Annotated in this window: 11 protein-coding genes; 5 read left to right on the top strand and 6 right to left on the bottom strand. The window is 62.1% G+C overall.

The genetic code is table 11. The features are described 5' to 3' along the window. Positions 1 to 136 precede the first annotated feature (136 nt). Both glpX and KBB96_RS12410 read right to left on the bottom strand, forming a co-directional pair. A complete protein-coding gene (gene glpX / locus KBB96_RS12415) occupies positions 137 to 1,186 on the bottom strand; it encodes a class II fructose-bisphosphatase (protein ID WP_211629764.1) in 1,050 nt (349 codons plus the stop codon). A 99-nt stretch (positions 1,187 to 1,285) separates the two neighbouring features. Beyond that, the gene (locus tag KBB96_RS12410; protein ID WP_211629763.1) at positions 1,286 to 2,764 is read right to left on the bottom strand and encodes a rhamnulokinase; all 1,479 of its coding nucleotides are present in this window, start codon (positions 2,762 to 2,764) and stop codon (positions 1,286 to 1,288) included. Between the two features lie 156 nt (positions 2,765 to 2,920). Here KBB96_RS12410 and KBB96_RS12405 point away from each other — a divergent pair, with 156 nt between their 5' ends. Genes KBB96_RS12405 through KBB96_RS12390 form a run of 4 tightly spaced genes read left to right on the top strand, consistent with a single transcriptional unit; the run spans position 2,921 to position 7,610 of the window. Then, positions 2,921 to 4,171 carry a proprotein convertase P-domain-containing protein gene (locus KBB96_RS12405; protein ID WP_211629762.1) on the top strand — a complete coding sequence of 417 codons (1,251 nt, stop codon included), beginning with the start codon at positions 2,921 to 2,923 and terminating at the stop codon, positions 4,169 to 4,171. Beyond that, positions 4,168 to 5,310, top strand: coding sequence for a hypothetical protein (locus KBB96_RS12400; RefSeq protein WP_211629761.1), 1,143 nt, complete (start codon positions 4,168 to 4,170; stop codon positions 5,308 to 5,310). The genes KBB96_RS12405 and KBB96_RS12400 overlap by 4 nt, the downstream gene beginning before the upstream one ends. Positions 5,311 to 5,346: 36 nt before the next feature. Next, the gene (locus KBB96_RS12395) at positions 5,347 to 6,600 is read left to right on the top strand and encodes a lysophospholipid acyltransferase family protein (RefSeq protein WP_211629760.1); all 1,254 of its coding nucleotides are present in this window, start codon (positions 5,347 to 5,349) and stop codon (positions 6,598 to 6,600) included. Next, positions 6,597 to 7,610: a chorismate-binding protein gene (locus tag KBB96_RS12390; protein WP_211629759.1), complete on the top strand. Its 1,014-nt coding sequence runs from the start codon at positions 6,597 to 6,599 to the stop codon at positions 7,608 to 7,610. The genes KBB96_RS12395 and KBB96_RS12390 overlap by 4 nt, the downstream gene beginning before the upstream one ends. Before the next feature lie 5 nt (positions 7,611 to 7,615). On the opposite strand, the gene KBB96_RS12385 is transcribed toward KBB96_RS12390, so the two are convergent. Genes KBB96_RS12385 through KBB96_RS12375 form a run of 3 tightly spaced genes read right to left on the bottom strand, consistent with a single transcriptional unit; the run spans position 7,616 to position 10,108 of the window. Continuing rightward, complete coding sequence (locus KBB96_RS12385) at positions 7,616 to 7,999, bottom strand: hypothetical protein (protein WP_211629758.1); 384 nt, start codon at positions 7,997 to 7,999, stop codon at positions 7,616 to 7,618. A gap of 18 nt (positions 8,000 to 8,017) precedes the next feature. Next, a complete protein-coding gene (locus KBB96_RS12380) occupies positions 8,018 to 8,953 on the bottom strand; it encodes a M28 family peptidase (protein WP_211629757.1) in 936 nt (311 codons plus the stop codon). A gap of 51 nt (positions 8,954 to 9,004) precedes the next feature. Next, entirely contained in the window at positions 9,005 to 10,108 is a 1,104-nt protein-coding gene (locus KBB96_RS12375) for a substrate-binding domain-containing protein (RefSeq protein WP_211629756.1), read from the bottom strand. 287 nt (positions 10,109 to 10,395) lie between these two features. On the opposite strand from KBB96_RS12375, the gene KBB96_RS12370 reads away from it, so the two are divergent. Then, a complete protein-coding gene (locus tag KBB96_RS12370; RefSeq protein ID WP_211629755.1) occupies positions 10,396 to 15,375 on the top strand; it encodes a M60 family metallopeptidase in 4,980 nt (1,659 codons plus the stop codon). A 67-nt stretch (positions 15,376 to 15,442) separates the two neighbouring features. Here the strand turns inward: KBB96_RS12370 and KBB96_RS12365 are convergent, their stop codons facing one another. Then, positions 15,443 to 16,099: a phytanoyl-CoA dioxygenase family protein gene (locus tag KBB96_RS12365; RefSeq protein WP_211629754.1), complete on the bottom strand. Its 657-nt coding sequence runs from the start codon at positions 16,097 to 16,099 to the stop codon at positions 15,443 to 15,445. Between the last annotated feature and the right edge of the window lie 111 nt (positions 16,100 to 16,210).

The following is a 16,210-nucleotide window of genomic DNA, read 5'->3' as shown; positions in this document are numbered from 1 at the left end:
AAATCCCAAGGAATGGCGGAATCCGATCCGCCATTTTCATTTGGCACTCTTCGCTCCGTTACTTGCGGTTTCTGCTGGCCGCGGAAGCAGATGGAGCTTGGCTCCGCGAAGGGGCCTCCTCTTGCCGGAAGGCCTCTCAATCCAAAAGCAGCACTTCCGCCTGCTTCGAACGCAGATGGAATGTCTTCGTGCCGAGATCATGATGGGCCTTGATCGAGCGCATGGTGCGGCTTTTCACCCGCATCAGCACGGAGTGGGTGCGGGCGACATTGCCGCGGACTTCCACACCGCGCAGCAGCGGGGTGTCCGAGATGCCGGTGGCACTGAAGATGATACTGTCTCCTTTGGCGAGATCCTTGGAGAGATAGACGCGGTCGAGGATACTCTCATGGCCTTCCGCGATGAGGAGACGGCGTTCCATCGGATCGCGCGGCCAGACCTTGGCCTGGAGTCCGCCGCCGAGGCAGCGCAGGCCCGCTGCCGAGAGGACTCCTTCCGGGGAGCCGCCGATGCCGACGTAAAGGTCGATGCCGCTGTCCGGGAAACCGGGTGCGATGGCCGCTGCGATGTCGCCATCCGCCAGCATGCGCAGCTTCGCGCCCACGCGGCGCACCGCATCGATGTAAGGTTGGTTGCGCGGGCGATCGAGCACCATCACGACGATGTCTCGGATGTCTTTCTCCAGGATCTTCGCGGTGATCTTGATGACTTCTTCGGTCGGCGCTTCCACGCTGATCGGCAGCGAAGGATCGGCGATGAAGGCGCGGCGCACCTTTTCCGGATAAGCCAGCTTCTCCATGTAGAAGGCCGGGATGTCCTCCAGCGCGTTCTCCTCGCCATTGCGCGGAATGGCGGCGGCGATGCAGGCCACCGAATTTGGCATGCCCTTGGAGACATTGGTGGTGCCGTCCACCGGATCGAGCGCGATGTGAAACTGCGGCGAACCTTCGAGCCAGGTGCCGACTTTCTCGCCCTTGAACAGGCCCGGCGCATCATCCTTGATGCCCTCGCCGATCACCACCTCGCCGCGCATGTCCATCAGGTCGAACATGCCGCGGATGGCATCGCATGCGGCCTCATCGGCGGCCTCCTTGTCGCCCCGGCCCATCCAACGGTGGGCGAAAAGAGCGGCGGCTTCGGTGGCGCGGAGGAAATCGGATTCGAAGATGCGTTCCGGATCAATCATGGGAATAGCGGTGGCGAGGATGGATCAGATCGCAAGCCGGATGGTGGGTGAAAGCCATCCGGCCCGCTGAGTTTGTTTCATGGAGGTCACAAGCGCGGTTCAGCGGTCGAGCAGTTCGCGGAAGCGCGTATAGGCTGCCTCCCAGGCCTCGGTATCACGAGGCGTGTAGGTGATGAACTCGAAGGAGTCGCGGATCAGCTGGCGGCCGGCCTGGAAATCCGGCAGGTGGCCGGTGGCGACCATTTGGGTGATGATGTTGCCGCAGGAGGTGGCTTCCACCGGACCGGCCACGACTTCGATGCCCATGGCGTTCGCCGTGGCCTGGCTGAGCAGGGCGTTCTGAATGCCACCGCCGCCTGCATGCAGACGCGCATAGTTGCGGCCGGTGAGCTGGCGCAGCTTGTCGAGGGTCATGCGGTACTTGAGTGCCAGCGATTCGGTGGCGATGCGCAGGATACAGCCTTTTTTCTTCGGTACGGTCTGGCCGGTGCGCTCGCACCACGCTGAGATCTTTGCGGGCATGTCGCCCGGACTGGAGAAGACCGGATCGTCCGGATCGATGAAGGCGCTGAAGGACTCCGCCTCCTTCGCCAGTTCGGCCAAGCCGGCATAGGTGATGTCCTCCCCATCCAGCGCCCACTGGCGCTTGCACTCCTGGATCAGCCACAGACCGGCGATGTTTTTCAGGAAGCGGACGGTGCCGTCCACACCGAGCTCGTTGCAGAAACCTTCCTTGAAGGCATCCGGCCCCGTGATCGGCTCGCGGGTTTCGATACCCATGATCGACCACGTGCCGGAGGACAGCCACAGGTTGCTTTCCCCGGTCATTGGAATACCTGCCACGGCGGCAGCGGTGTCGTGGCACGCGGAGGCGACCACCGGAATATCGCTGCGGCCGATTTGCCGTCCCACTTCCGCCCGCACCGGGCCGAGCACGGTGCCGGGAGCGACGATGTCTCCGAAGATCCGGGAAGGCAGGCCGAGCGTCTCGATCACGCCCCAGGCCCAGTCACCACTGCGTGGATCGAGAAGCTGGGAGGTCGAGGCCACCGTGCGCTCGACCGCTTGGACGCCGGTGAGCCAATAGGCCAGCAGGTCCGGAGTGAAGAGCAGGCGGTCTGCATGCAGCAGGCCCGGGCTTTGCTTTTTCAACTCCGCCAGCAGATGCAGCGAGGTGTTGTAGAAATTCGTGGCCACGCCGGTCTGGGCGAAGATCTCTACTTCCGGGAGGATCGCGTGCATCACTTCGGGCATGCCTTCGTGGCGCGGATCGCGGTACTGGTGCGGCATGCCGAGAAGCTGGCCCTTGCCATCGAGCAGGCCGTGATCGCATCCCCAAGTGTCCAAGCCGATCGAAACAATCTTGTCACTGTAGCGTTCCACCGCCGTTCGCAGGCCGGTGAGGATCTCGCGGTAGAGGCCGATGAGATTCCAGTAGGAGCCGTCGGGCAGATCGGTGCCCGGATTGTCGAAACGGTGGACCTCTTCCAGTTCCAAGGTGGAGAAATCGGTCTTGGCGGCGATGACGCGGCCGCTGCCGGCTCCCAGATCGACGGCGATGAATACTTTCTTCGGCATGGGGATGATTCCCAATCTTTCCCAACAAAACCCCGACAGGCAATCTGGAATGCGCCCCGGCTTGCGCCATCTGGTGTCTTGGGTCGCACCGGGTCGGCTTGACACCGGGGTTGTTGATCTTTAAGCAATCCAAGGAAAAATTTCCCTGCTGTTCCCGTGAAAACCTCCACCCTTTCCGCCTTGGGAATCCTTTCGCTCGCCGGATTGGCGCATGGCGAGACGTCTAAAACCCTCACTCCGGTGAAGATCGATCCGCTTGTGATCGGTACGGAACCGTACCGTTTCAACGGTGCGGTTCTCGGAGATGAAGTCCGCGGCAGCGGCTTTGTGGCTTGGAACCAACGGGCCTTTTTCACGGCGGCTCACGTCGTTTCCACGGTCGGCGAGACATCCCTGACCTGGGATCCGCCGCCTGTCTGGTGCCCTACGGCGAATGGTGAGACCGAGGATCTGGACGAGGAAACCATGGTCCTCAGCCGCGGCTACTATCGCTTCAAGTCCTACCAAAGCCTCACCGAGACGCAGGGAAGCCAAACCAACGGTGCCTTCAGCCGCGATGCGGTGCTCGCGTTCGCATTCGAGGATTTGATTCCGGGAACCCCGGCGGTTTTGAACACGAACGGCTACCGCGATATCCGGAACAACGTGACGACCATGATCACGGGATACCCGGGGGAGAACGCCTACACCGAGGAGGACATCGAGGGCTTCTACATGTATCAGACCGGACCCGGGATCACCCCGTATCAACCGTTCTTTGGAAAGGCCTTCCGCGCCAGCCTGATCTCCACCGGTCCTGGCAACAGCGGCGGCCCCCTTTGGGTTCAGAAGGGAAGCTCCTGGGTGGCATCCGGGATTTTGGTCGGGGGCCGTCCATCGGAGAGCATCGTCTATGCATTCTCTCCGGACGTGAATGCCCTGACCCGCTCCGTTGCACCCATCGTGAAAACGACTCCGGCTGCTCCGGTTTCGGTCGCAGGGGTGGCGGCGACCTCGTACTTCTTCCCGATGACGAAGCCGAAGAAGCTCCCGGATGGCGTGCAGCGCTATACCGATTTCCGCTTCAATGTCTCGCGCTTCGAGGAGGGGACCAAGGTTTCGAAGGTGCATCTCTCGCTCGATATCACCACCGATCATCAAGGCGATCTGTTCATCATCCTCCAGGGCCCGGGTGGCAGCGGTGTGATCGTCCACAACGAGGAAGGCGGCGGCATCCACAATCTCGTGCTGGATGACAAGGACTTCAGCGAGGCCTTCAAGGATGTCTATCCGAACGGCCCGTGGATGGTCCGCGTGCAGGATCGTCTGAAGGGAGACATCTCCACCGTGAACAAGATCGTCCTGGAGATCGGGGCCGGGAAGGCGGAGACCACCACCGGTGGTGGAACGGGCGGAACCGGGCTGTGAATGCGAAGCGGACCTGCGGCTGGATCGTTCTGATCGCGCTGGCCGTGGTTTCCGGTTGGTGGCTGTTCCGGTCGCAGCCCGATGTGCCTTCAGGATCGCCGGTTGTTTCGCACCCGGCCACGGTGGTAGCGGACGGGGAGGACGAAACGGATTTTGCCGCCCGGGATGAATCCCAGCGCCGCTCGATTCTCGGAGCGTGGAAGGAGCTCATGCGCTGGATGAAGGCGGAACCCCGCCCGACTCCGGAGGAAATCGAGGCTCGTCTGAAGGAGCTTCGCATCGAATGGGTGGCGATGGACCCGACGGTGCTCACCGCCGTCTTGGGAGAGATTCTACGCTCCGGAGAGGATCTCCCTACCGGCATCAAATTCGCTGTCGGTCCTCATGGCCTTCTCGATGGTTGGCCCACGCTGCGGGTATTTCTTCTCGATGTGCTGGCCGTCTCCGATCCTGCTGCGACTCCGGCGGTGGCCCGGGAGGTGATGGATGGGACCAAATCCGCGGATGAGTTCGCGGTGGCGCTCCGCTCGTTGACGAGAAAAGGCCCGGGCCGTGCGACCGATCAAGAGCTGCTCTCGCGTTTTGGCGGTTTGTTGAATCACGCCGGCTGGGGAACCGAGCCGGGATTCGCTGAAGCCTTCGACATGGTCCGCTACGTCGGCACTTCTGCTGCTGCACGACAGGTTCTGGCATGGAAGGGCAACCCGATGCTCCGGACCATGGCGCTCGATGAATTTGCTTCCGCTCATCCTGCGGCCATGGCAGAGGTGATCGCCTCTCCGGATACCTCCGGTTTGGCCCCGGCCGAGCGGGCTGCCTTGATGGCCCGCGCTGATCCCTCGGATGCCCGCCAGCTCGCAGCAGCGGATACCTATCTCCGGAATCCCGATCTGACCGCGGAAGAAGCGGCCGCCTTTCTGAAAATCTTTCCGCTCCGGAACGCGACCACCGGCTACCGCCTGTATGGCGAAAACCCCGCACCTTATTCGAAGGAGGGGATTGCCGCCGGAGACCGGGCGGCACTGGGGCAGGTTGATCGCTGGCTGGCAGACCCGGAACTATCCTCGCGCTATCGTGCGGGACTCGAACCGCTCCAGCAGCGCCTGGGAACCTGGGTGAAGCAGGCTTCCTCCCGTTGACCGCGGAGGCTTCGGCTTGTTAGCGTGCGGTTGCGGATGAGAGAGCTGCCACAGGACCGACCCTATCGTTTCCGGCCACCGGTGGACCGGCCATGGCTGAATCCGCTGCTGCGCTGGGTGAACCGCCGTGTGTTCTTGAAATGGGTCTATAACGTGGAGGCCATCGAGTGCCACGGGATCGAGGCCTTGCGCTCGGCGATGGATGCGGGAGATGCCGTGGTGCTGGCTCCGAACCACGCCGATCACGCGGATGTGCATGTGCTCAGCGAGGTGACGGCGCGGATTGGCATCCGGCCGCGGTTCATGGGCGCGCGGGAGATTTTCGAGGCGGGTGCGCTCAACTCCTTTGCGCTCCAGAGCGGAGGGGTGTTCTCGGTCGACCGGGATGGTGCGGACATCGCTGCGATCAAGATGGCGCTTTCGATCCTGGAGGAGGGAAAATACCCCTTGGTGATCTATCCGGAAGGAGAGATCTACCATCACCACGAGTGGCTCGATCCACTGCATGATGGTCTGGCGTCCATTCTGCTGAAGGTGGCGCGGAAACTTCCGGCTCCACGGCGCGCGCGGATTTTTCCCATCGCTTTCCGCTTCGAGTATGACGGCGCGGTGCGTGAAACTTTTCCGGAGCGGATCGCGGCGCTGGAGAAGACCATCAACTGGTCTCCGAAGGAGGACCTGCCGATGGTGGAGCGTCTGTATTGCCTCGGTCCGGCTTTGCTGGCCGCGAAGGAAATGGAGTTTTTCGGCGAAACGGAAGCTGGCACTTTGGCCGAGCGTCTCGAACGTCTGCGCGAGCGCTTGCTGGAGGACGTTGAAAGCCGTCATGGCAAGGACGCACGTGCGGAGACCGTTCCGGAACGCGTCCGTGGTCTGCGCTCCCGCATCCGCCGGGCTTTGCTCGATCCGGAAAAGAAGCCGTCTCCCTCGGAACGGGCGCGGATGCTGGATGACATCAGGCGCATCCACGTCGCCTACCAGGTTTATAGTTATCCCGGCGTCTATCTGGCGGAAGATCCGGACGATCACCGCATCGCGGAGACGCTGATGAAGCTGGAGGAGGATCTGCTTGGAAAGGCCACCTATCCCGTGGCGCGCAGGGCGAGGATCGTCTTTGGCGAGCCGATCGATGTCACGGCGCTGCTGGAATCCGGTGCCCTTCCCCAGAAAGGTGGCGCGCTGGAACTCACCGCCCTGCTGGAGGACAAGTTGGGGACGATGGTGCGCGGTGGCGAGCCACAGGGCTTGTCGGCGGCAGAACGGCCGGTCATCGTCTCTGCGGAAGCATGAACGATTTTGGATCTCTCGCCTGGCTCGCCCGTCCGGATGGTTCGGTGGTGCTGGGCTACGGTCCATTCACTTCCGCAGCCATTCCACCCGTGGATGGTGTGGCGTTCTACCTGCAACGTTATGGCTTGGACCAACCGGAGCCGTGGCGGATTCCAGCGGCGTTCGAATATCTGGATGCCCGGGAATTGGAACGGCGGTTTTCCAATCGTCCGCTTCCGGAATGCGAATGGGATGAGATCGATGCCGGACCTTTTGCTGGGGTGTTCCAAGAGGTGATGGACGAGATCCGCCGTGGCACTTTTGAAAAAACCGTGCCGGTGGTGGTGGAGGAGGGGACGCTGGTTTCCGGTTCACCTCTCGATCTCGCCGCCGCGATGACCCGTCAGGGTTCACCGCGCTTGTCCTACGCCTGGGTGGAGGACAACCAGGGATTTTCCGGGGCGACGCCGGAGGTGCTGTTTTCACTGGTGGATCGGAAACTGGTCACCATGGCGTTGGCCGGTACGGCGAAGCGCGAGGAACGCGTGGTCTTCGCCGTGGATGAAAAGGAGATCCGCGAGCACGAATACGTCGCCCAGTCGCTGGTTTCGAAACTGGGCGATATTGGCACGGTTCATCGTGGAGACCGGACGATCCTCGATCTCGGATCGCTGGTGCATTTCCTTTCCCCGATTGAGGTCGGGTTGGATGAATCGCAAAAGCCTTCGGAATTGATCCGTCGTCTTCATCCCACGCCCGCGCTCGGACCGCATCCACGAACACCGGGAACGCTGGCCCAGCTCATCGCCTGGCGTCGCCGTCTGGGATGTCCGTATGAGTTCGGCGCTCCGTTCGGTGTTTGGGATCACGGGCGCTTCGATGCCATCGTCGCGATCCGCGGCGTGTGGTGGGAAGGCCGCCATGTGAAACTTCCCGCAGGTTGCGGCGTGATCGAAGTCAGCCGCCTGGTGAACGAATGGCGGGAGCTCCGCCTCAAGCGTGAGGCGGTGAAGCAGGTGCTGGCGTCCTGAGGCGCTCAGAGATCGAAAAGGAACACCCACATGCCGATCATCCCGGCGACGATCATCAGGATCGAAACCACAGTCAGCATTTCGAACAGGCGGAATCGGTTCTCCAGCAAACCCAGGAACCAGCGGGTGTGACAGAAAAGCGCCATTCCGGCGTAAGACACCGCCAGCCACCGCGCGCTGCCGCCGGTGATCCAGATGCCGGTGCCGCCTTTGCCAGGTAGATAGAGACGCTCTGTCAGCCAACCGCTGACTGCATGCCATCCTATCCAGCCCGGAAGAAGAAATCCGAGTAGGACTTTTCTGATGATGCCAGCACCATAGGGAGGGTAGGCCAGATCTTCGATATCCTGGCCAGCGGACTCATTTGCGTCCCGATTCCATCCGCTCATGACGGCGGAATGTCATATTCAGCCGCCTTTGCCAAGGAGTCTGTCCAAGGTGCGGATTGTCACACGGATTGATTTGTCGAGCGAGTCGGCGGAGATCACCGAGAGATCATCCTTGCCGCCGCCTTTGTTGTGCCACCAGTTGAAGTTCGAGAAATCCCCGATCACATCGATGGTAGGAATACCGACCTGGTTCAGAGGTACGTGGTCGTCCGTGATGGAATAGTCGGACACGCTGAAGTGCTTCCTCACGTTCTCCTCTTCCGCGGCAGCCAGCACGTGGTCCTTGAGAAACACGGGGGAATCACCAGGCAATGTGATCTTCAGATTGTTGTGGCCGATCATGTCGAGCAGGATGCCGAAGCGCGGCTTCTGCGCCTGCCCGCGCCACAGGCTCACGTACTCGCGGCTGCCGAAGAGACCGTCCACGGTGGTGATGGTATCGCTGAAGCCTTCCTCGCCATCGAAGAACACCAGTTCGAGTTTTTCCGCCTGCTCCGGTTTTTCGACCGAGAGGTGGCGCGCGATCTCCACGATGGCCGCGCAGGCCGAGGCCGCATCGTCCGCTCCGAGAAACTCGATGCCGGGAATGTCCTTCGAGTCGATGTGGGCGCAGAGAAGACCCTCCCGTGATCCGTTCCAGACGTCCGTATTCTTTTTCGAGTAACGGGCGCGGACGTTCACGAATTCGACCTCGCCTTTGAGAGTCGGCCGCTTGAAGGTTTGTTCCTTCACCGACCAACCGGATTTTTCCAATTCACCCTTCACATAGGCGCGGACCTTGGCGAGGCCTTGGGAGCCCGGGGGGCGGGGGCCGATGGCCAGGATGGCGGCGGTGTGCTGGTAGGCGTTTTGACCGAGGTCGCCACCGGTGGAGGAACGGAGACGCCAACCGACGACACCAGCCACCGCGATCACGATCGCGGCGATCAACACAAGCACCACACGCTGCTTCATGGACGCGGACGATGGCGGGGGATCGCCCGGACGGCAAGGTGAACCGGAAGGTCAGGCGGACTGCTGGATTCCGGGATTTTTCCGTGGGGCGGCGATGGTGGCACCTTCAACGAAGCGCGGCATGACTTGGATCAGCCCTCCTGAAAGGGCGGTGCCGTTGCTTTCCACCCAGCGGTCGATATGGGTCACATAGGAATGCGTGGTCAGGGAGTAGCCGCTCAACGCCGGGGTATGCCAGTCGGTGAGGTCATCGAGTTCCGCCACCAGGACGGAAAGATCCTGCGGGATGCGGATGCCGTGCTTCATGCAGAAGCTGGACAAGGCGAGAGCTTCGCCCAGCCAGCGGACTACGATGGCGGTTGGCCGCTTGTCGCTGAATATCTTTTCCAAAAGGCGGTTGAATCCTTCCGGCCCGTTGGCAATGGCTTCGGGCACGTTGCGCAGCGAGTCGAAGGGGATTCCCGCTTCGGTGAAAATCGGTCGTGCGAACTGGATGGTGGCGGCCCTGCCGTATTCGCCGAGATCGTTGATGCACAAAACGATGTCACGGTGACCACAGGCGATGAGACGCTTGGTGGCATCCGCCAGCAGTGGCGCGATGGCCATGGCCACACATGGCAGCGCGCCGTGGCCCCGGACTTCTCCGCCCAGGAGCACCGCCTTGATCCGCCGGGAGATCGCCCATTGGACGCTCGCGTGGAGAGGTTTCACCAGAATCCACAGACAGTCCGGGTGGACTTGGAGCAGTTCATCGAGGACGGCTTCCGGATGAGGATGAGCGAGTGCCGGACAGAGGATATAGTCCGCCTCGTAGCCGCGCCGGTGCAGCCGCTGGATGCTTTCCTCCACCACGCTGCGGGTGAAGGGCCACAGGCGCGGCAGGGGGGCCTCACCCACCAGCAGCACGCGGTGGTGCTGCGGACGTGAGGTGGCGTGCTTGAAATCCTTGCGGATGCGTCTGCCGCGGCGGCCGCTGGGCGGCATCAGCACTCCCTCCTGGGTCAGGTGCTCCAGCGCCGCTTCCATGGTGGTGCGGCTGACTCCCAGCAAACTGCCGAGATCACGATATCCGGGAAGGCGCTCGCGCCAGCGCCCGGTTTGGATTTCCTCAAGCAGTCTGATGGCGACCTGCCGGGAAAGCGGTTGTCGATCCAAGGGTAGCATAAACAATCCAGAGGGAACACCCTACACTCAAAAGGGTTGCGCGGAAAAAAGGAAGACCGGACTGCATTTCCCATATGGGGGAAATTCCTTATGCCAATGATCTGATTACAAAGGATTTGGTGTGCCTTGCGCCTTGGAGCGGCTCAAGGGTGGAATCAAATGGCTTTCCCTGCTGGACGCGGACAGGGAATTGTTAGGGTGGAAGTGGGGAATCCGGTTTTTGCATGTAACCGGAACCTCCCCGCTTTCTTCAAAACCTGAAAACCAACCCAAGAAAAATGAGCATTTCCTCACGCGTGACTGCGGTGGTGGTGCTGATGGCTTCCGTCCAGGTGCTGCGCGCAGATATCGCCGCCGACTATGGAAGCATCACAAGCACATCGGCCGGTTTGGCCGTTTCCGGCTGGGGTTCCCCCGGCAGTGTCGCCCGCCACGGCAAGGCCGCCTTCCCGATCCTGATGGACAGCGGCGGCATGGCTATGATGGCCGCGGGCCGCTACAATGACAGCTATGTGTCCACGGCCGCCCGCGCCGTGGCTTTCTCCCACAATGGTCCGTTGAACGGCGGCGGGGATTCGATGCCTGCCTTGCTGGAAGGCGCGGTGAAGTGGGCCAGCCGCAAGACCACACCCTCCACCATCACGGTGGGTTGCGGCTCCGGAATCACGGCGTCCTTCTGGACCAGCCGCGGCTACCTGACCAAGACGGTCACCACCACGATGTCGTCGTCCACGAACGATCTTAGCGGCGTGGATGTGTTCATCTTCGACTGGCACTCGGGCTACAGCGCCGCAGCGGTCACGAAGATCCAGACCTTCACCGCGGGAGGTGGTGGCATCGTCTGCGGAGCCACGCCGTGGGCGCTCGGTGCCACGCCGACCACGGACGCCTTCAACGTGCTCACACCCTTCGGCCTGACCTACAGCGGTTCGGGCTGGAATGGCCCCAGTCCCGCTACCGTGCCTTCCTCCTCACCCTCGCCCTACTACAGCGCCCTCAATGGCAGCGGTGATCTGGTGAAGGACAAGGAAGGGCTGATCACGATGACCCTGGCAGACAAGGTGATCGCCTCCGCCTCCATCGCACAGGTGCTGGCGGTGCGGACCGACATCACCGCGCTCACCACCGATCTGGGCACGCTTAGTGATGCCAGCCACTACGGCTGGATCGCGCCGACCGCGGCGAACCCGATCTCGAAAGCATCGAAACCGGTGGAAGCCATGCTCGCGCAGTATCAATCGAGTCTCTTCGATACGATGACGCCCGCGCAATTGTTCGCCCATCCGGCGGCGGCGGATTTCCCGGGCTCGCCTTCGGCGGGTTCGACGGTGAGCCGCACTGTTTCCGTGAATGGCACCACCGCCACCGACTTCTACATGAACCAGGGCTACAAGCCGACGCGTGTGGAAACCGGTCTCTATGCCGCTCCCGGAGCGACCATCACCGTGACCATTCCGTCCGGTATGACGGCGGCGGGACTCCAGGTGCACATCTGCGGCAATGGCAGCGAGGATGTGACCTGGAACCAGGATACCTTCAGCTACTTCCCGAAGCTGTGGCGTCGCGTGCCCTTGACGGCGACCGCTACCCAGACCGGAAATGTCTTCGGTGGTCTGGTGACGATCCTCGTGCCCGCGGGCAGCAGCCTGGGCACCTTCAATGTTACGGTGGATGGAGTACTTGAAGCGCCCTGTTTCACCCTCGGCACCAACACCGATACCGAATGGAATACCGGACTGAGCACCAAGCCCGCGCCTTATGGCTACGTCAAAACCGACAAGCTTACGCTCTACGTTCCAAAATCCCAGCTCTCCGCGATGACCAATCCGACGGCGGTGGCGACCCACTGGAAGACCGTGATGGACACTGCGGACGAGTATTACGGCTACACGCCATGGCGGAAGCGTAGTGAAGCGATCGCGACCTCGCGCTATGTGGCGGCGGGTGCGGCTTATGCCGGGTATCCCATCGAGGCCGGCTGGGGCACCGACAGCGCGGAGCAGTTGAACGATGCGCGGGTCAATGGCTCGTGGGGCAATTACCACGAGCTCGGCCATGGCTTTCAGGACAACTTCGACGGAGCGTTCGTCATTCCCACGCATGCCGAGGCGGATGTGAACCTGTTCCCGGGCATGATCTTCAACATGGTGCATAAGCATACCGCTTGGGACAACAACTCCCACCCTTCGCTTGATGCTTCGGAACGCCTCATCCGCCGTGCGGACTATTTCGCCCTGCCTGCCGCACAGCAGACATGGCAGGTCGCCTGCGAGGGCGATCCGGTGAATGACAAGGGAGAGGTCGTTTACGACTTCTACTACAACATCTCCGAGGCCTTCGGCTGGACCGCCTACAAGACGGCGTTCACACGGCTGATGAACTACCTGCAGAATCCGAGCGGATCGACCGACACCGACCTGAAAAATCTCAGCACCAGTGATCCGAACTTCAAGCGCAACCGGTTCTACATCCTGTTCTGCGATGCCACCGGGCGGAATCTCGACACCTACTTCCAGCGCTATGGCCTCGGCAAGGTGGGTGCGGGTTATGAAATCACCGCATCGGTGAAGACGCTCATCAGTTCGCGAGGCTATCCGGTATGGAGCGACAACCAGATCATGACCGGGATCAGCAACCCGGGCACCGTGACCCTGCCGGAAAGCTCAGCGACGGGCACCGTCGTCCATGCCTTTTCGGTGACCGACCCCGATCCGGGTGAGACTCACACCTTCGTGATCACCGGCGGTGATCCGAACGGGGATTTTACTATCGACCGCGGGACTGGTGTGCTCAGCGTGCGTGCGCTCGACTACGAACGCGCCACTTCGTATTCGCTGACGGTCACCGCCTATGGCGATGGCATCCCGCTCAGCGGCACGCGCGACGCGATCACCCGCACGTTTACGGTGAACGTCACCAACACGGTGGAAGTGCCGGTGATGTCGGCGATCAACTTCGAAGCACGTGCCAGCATGGCCGCGAACACGGTGCTCGGCACGGTCAGCGCCGTCCCGGAAACCGGCCGCACGATCACCGGCTTCGCCATCGTGGCGGGCAATGGCAGCGGCGTATTTGCAATCAACAGCACCACCGGAGTGGTCACCGTGGTCACTCCGGCCTCGTTGCCGAACCCCGGCACTGCGGTGCTGACCGTTCGTGTCACCGACAGTGCGGGTCAATTCGGCTACGGCCGCGTGCAGGTCTTCAGCAACACCCCGACCGTGCTGGCCGACCAGCAGTGGAAACTGGATGAAACCAGTGGCACCACCGCAGCGAATGGCGCGGGTGGTTTGACTGGCGCCTATGAGGGGACGCCCACGCTCGGCCAGGCTGGCGCGCGTGCCAATACCGGGAACAGCATGGCCTTTGATGGCGTCAACGATGATGTGAAGGTCCTGCCGCTCGGCGTGACCAGCAATACCTTCACCATCACCGGCTGGATCAAGCGCAACGGCAGCCAGACCCCGTGGTCCGGGCTGGTGTACAGCAGGGCCAGCGGCACGAATGCGGGTAGCGGCATCATGGTCGGCGACAACAACGACCTGAGATATTCGTGGGGTGAGAACTATTGGTGGTATTATTCCGGATTGATGATTCCGGACAACCAGTGGTGCTTCGTTGCGCTGGTAGTGGAGCCGACCAAGGCCACCCTCTATCTCCATGATGGAACGACGCTGCGCTCGGCCGTTCACACCGCCGCCCAGACGAGCACGCCTCTCGACGGCAACTTCTACCTGGGCTACGACCCGACCAGCAGCACCCGCCGCTTCAAGGGGAATATGGACGACAGCCGCATGTATGTCCGCTCGCTCAGTCCTGCGGAGATCCAGCAGTGCTACGACAACATCGCCACGCCGCTCACGGGTTCCGCCGGGACGGCTCCGACGGTTTCGCTCACGGCTCCGGCCAACGGAGCGAGCCTGGCTTCCCCGGTCAGCACCGCGATGACCGCGAGCGTGACGGACAACTTCAGCAATATTGGCAAAGTCCAGTTTTATGACGGGGCGTCCTTGGTCGGCGAGGATGCGACTTCACCGTACAGCGTGACCTGGGCGACTTCCACGTTGGGTGGTCACGCGTTGAAAGCGCGTGTCACCTACGATGGGGGTGCGACGGTGGATTCGTCGGTCAACACCGTGACGGTCACCGGTGGCTCGCTGCCCTCTGGCTGGACCGGCGCGGATGTGGGCAGCGTGGCGGCCGCGGGCAGCAGCAGCTATGCCAGCGGAGTCTATACCGTCACCGGCAGTGGGGCGGATGTGTGGGGGACGGCGGATGCGTTCTATTATGCGTCCACGACCTTGACCGGTGATGGCGAGATCCGCGCCCGCGTGACCTCGCAGACGAATACCGATGCCTGGGCGAAGGCCGGGGTGATGATCCGTGAAACGTCCGCAGCCGGTTCGACGCAGGCGATGATGCAGGTGACACCGGGCAACGGCTTCGCCTATCAGTACCGCACCACTACCAACGGCGCGAGTACCCACGTGGCGGGACCGGCGATCAACGCCTTCCCGAACAACTGGGTACGCATCACCCGCAGCGGTTCATTGCTGACGTCCTATGTCTCCGCAAACGGCACGACATGGACCCAGGTGGGGCAGGCGACGATCAGCATGACCTCCACGGTGACGGCCGGTCTGGCGGTGACCTCGCATGTCGATGGCATGCTCAGCACGGCGACCTTTGACAATGTGGCGGTGACTCCGTATCCCTCGCCGTGGGTCACGGCGGACATCGGCACCACCGGTTTGGTCGGGCGTGCGGAATTCTACAACAACGTCCACACCGTCACCGGTGCGGGGCCGTTGGGTGGAACGACGGACAACTTCCGCTACCTCTATCAGGCGCTCAGCGGGGACGGCTCCATCATCGCCCGGGTCAGCGCGCTTCAGAACACCGGCACGTCCGCACGTGTCGGAGTGATGATCCGTGACACGCTGGCGAACAACTCACGGATGGCCGCGCTCTCCGTGAATGGCAGTGGTGCCTGGCAGTGGCAGCGCCGTACCACCGCGGGCGGCAGCGTCACGACGACGTCCAGCAGCAGTGGCACGGCTCCGAACATCTGGGTGCGTATCGTACGCAGCGGCAACTCGTTCACCGCGTCCCGGAGCACCAACGGCACTACCTGGACCACGATCAGCAGTGTTACCGTCAGCATGGCGACCAACTGTTACATCGGATTGAACGTGGCCAGCGGTACCGCGGGCACGGGCAATACCTCGTCCTTTGACAGCATCACGGTCGTTCCCTGAACGGAACAGGATGCCATGACCCAACCCGCGTCCGGATTCCGGGCGCGGGTTTTAGTTTGTCTCCCGTTCAGATCCGGCGGTGCCATTCCTCCGTCATGGGGCCGCCGCCGTCATAGACGAAATGCAGCACCCGCCGGTGTTTCGGAACGGTTGCTTGCGAGGAAGCGTGGAGAAGGAGGGGCCGCATCAAGAGAGCCTTTCCCTCTTTCGCAAGACAGGTGATGGCCTCCTGTTGTACCAGATGAGAGGGGACGTCATCGGTCGAAATGATACCATGGCGATGACTGCCGGGAATCACCCTCAGCGGGCCGTTCGTCTCATCGCAATCATCCAGGTGCAGGCGCACCGCCAGCAGACGCTCCAGAACGGGCACAGGCGGCCGGGCGTAGTCCACTCCGTCCTTGAGGCGCGGCAGATCGTAGCCCGCCGTGGTGACGGCTCTGGCGAAGGGAAACATCAGATCCTGATGCCATGCGACCTTCCAGTTGGTTTCCGCGGTTTTGTCGAAGGCGATTGCCTGGATGGCCACTGCGCTTTCAGAAAGATGGCCTGTCGCGGAAAGTTCGTGCCGCAGGGCAATCGCGATTTCCCGCACCAACGGATGATCAAGCAGGCAACGTGTGCCGGCACGGCTTTCCTGAAACAGCTCTTCACGAAGCAGGGCGAGGCGGGTGGCATCGATCCCGGTGGGGCGGAGTTCGCAGCCTGAGTCGGTGAGTTGCATGGCCGGGAAGGAACCTAGGATGGAGTGGGCAAGGTTTTGAGAAAAAAGTTCCACCGCCATGTCGCATCCGGGCAGGTTCGGATCAATGGAGGGTGAAGAGCCATGGAACCA

The sequence above is a fragment of the Luteolibacter ambystomatis genome, assembly GCF_018137965.1.
Taxonomy (GTDB): Bacteria; Verrucomicrobiota; Verrucomicrobiia; order Verrucomicrobiales; family Akkermansiaceae; genus Luteolibacter; species Luteolibacter ambystomatis.
Note: the sequence above shows the minus strand (reverse complement) of the source record. Positions and strands in the feature narration are given on the sequence as shown.

Bases quoted from the DNA above. Each gene is read 5' to 3' on its own strand.
- KBB96_RS12380 (WP_211629757.1), bottom strand. From the start codon at position 8,953: ATGAAGCAGCGTGTGGTGCTTGTGTTGATCGCCGCGATCGTGATCGCG.
- KBB96_RS12395 (WP_211629760.1), top strand. From the start codon at position 5,347: ATGAGAGAGCTGCCACAGGACCGACCCTATCGTTTCCGGCCACCGGTG.
- KBB96_RS12390 (WP_211629759.1), top strand. From the start codon at position 6,597: ATGAACGATTTTGGATCTCTCGCCTGGCTCGCCCGTCCGGATGGTTCG.
- KBB96_RS12410 (WP_211629763.1), bottom strand. From the start codon at position 2,764: ATGCCGAAGAAAGTATTCATCGCCGTCGATCTGGGAGCCGGCAGCGGC.
- KBB96_RS12370 (WP_211629755.1), top strand. From the start codon at position 10,396: ATGAGCATTTCCTCACGCGTGACTGCGGTGGTGGTGCTGATGGCTTCC.
- KBB96_RS12385 (WP_211629758.1), bottom strand. From the start codon at position 7,999: ATGAGCGGATGGAATCGGGACGCAAATGAGTCCGCTGGCCAGGATATC.
- KBB96_RS12365 (WP_211629754.1), bottom strand. From the start codon at position 16,099: ATGCAACTCACCGACTCAGGCTGCGAACTCCGCCCCACCGGGATCGAT.
- glpX (WP_211629764.1), bottom strand. From the start codon at position 1,186: ATGATTGATCCGGAACGCATCTTCGAATCCGATTTCCTCCGCGCCACC.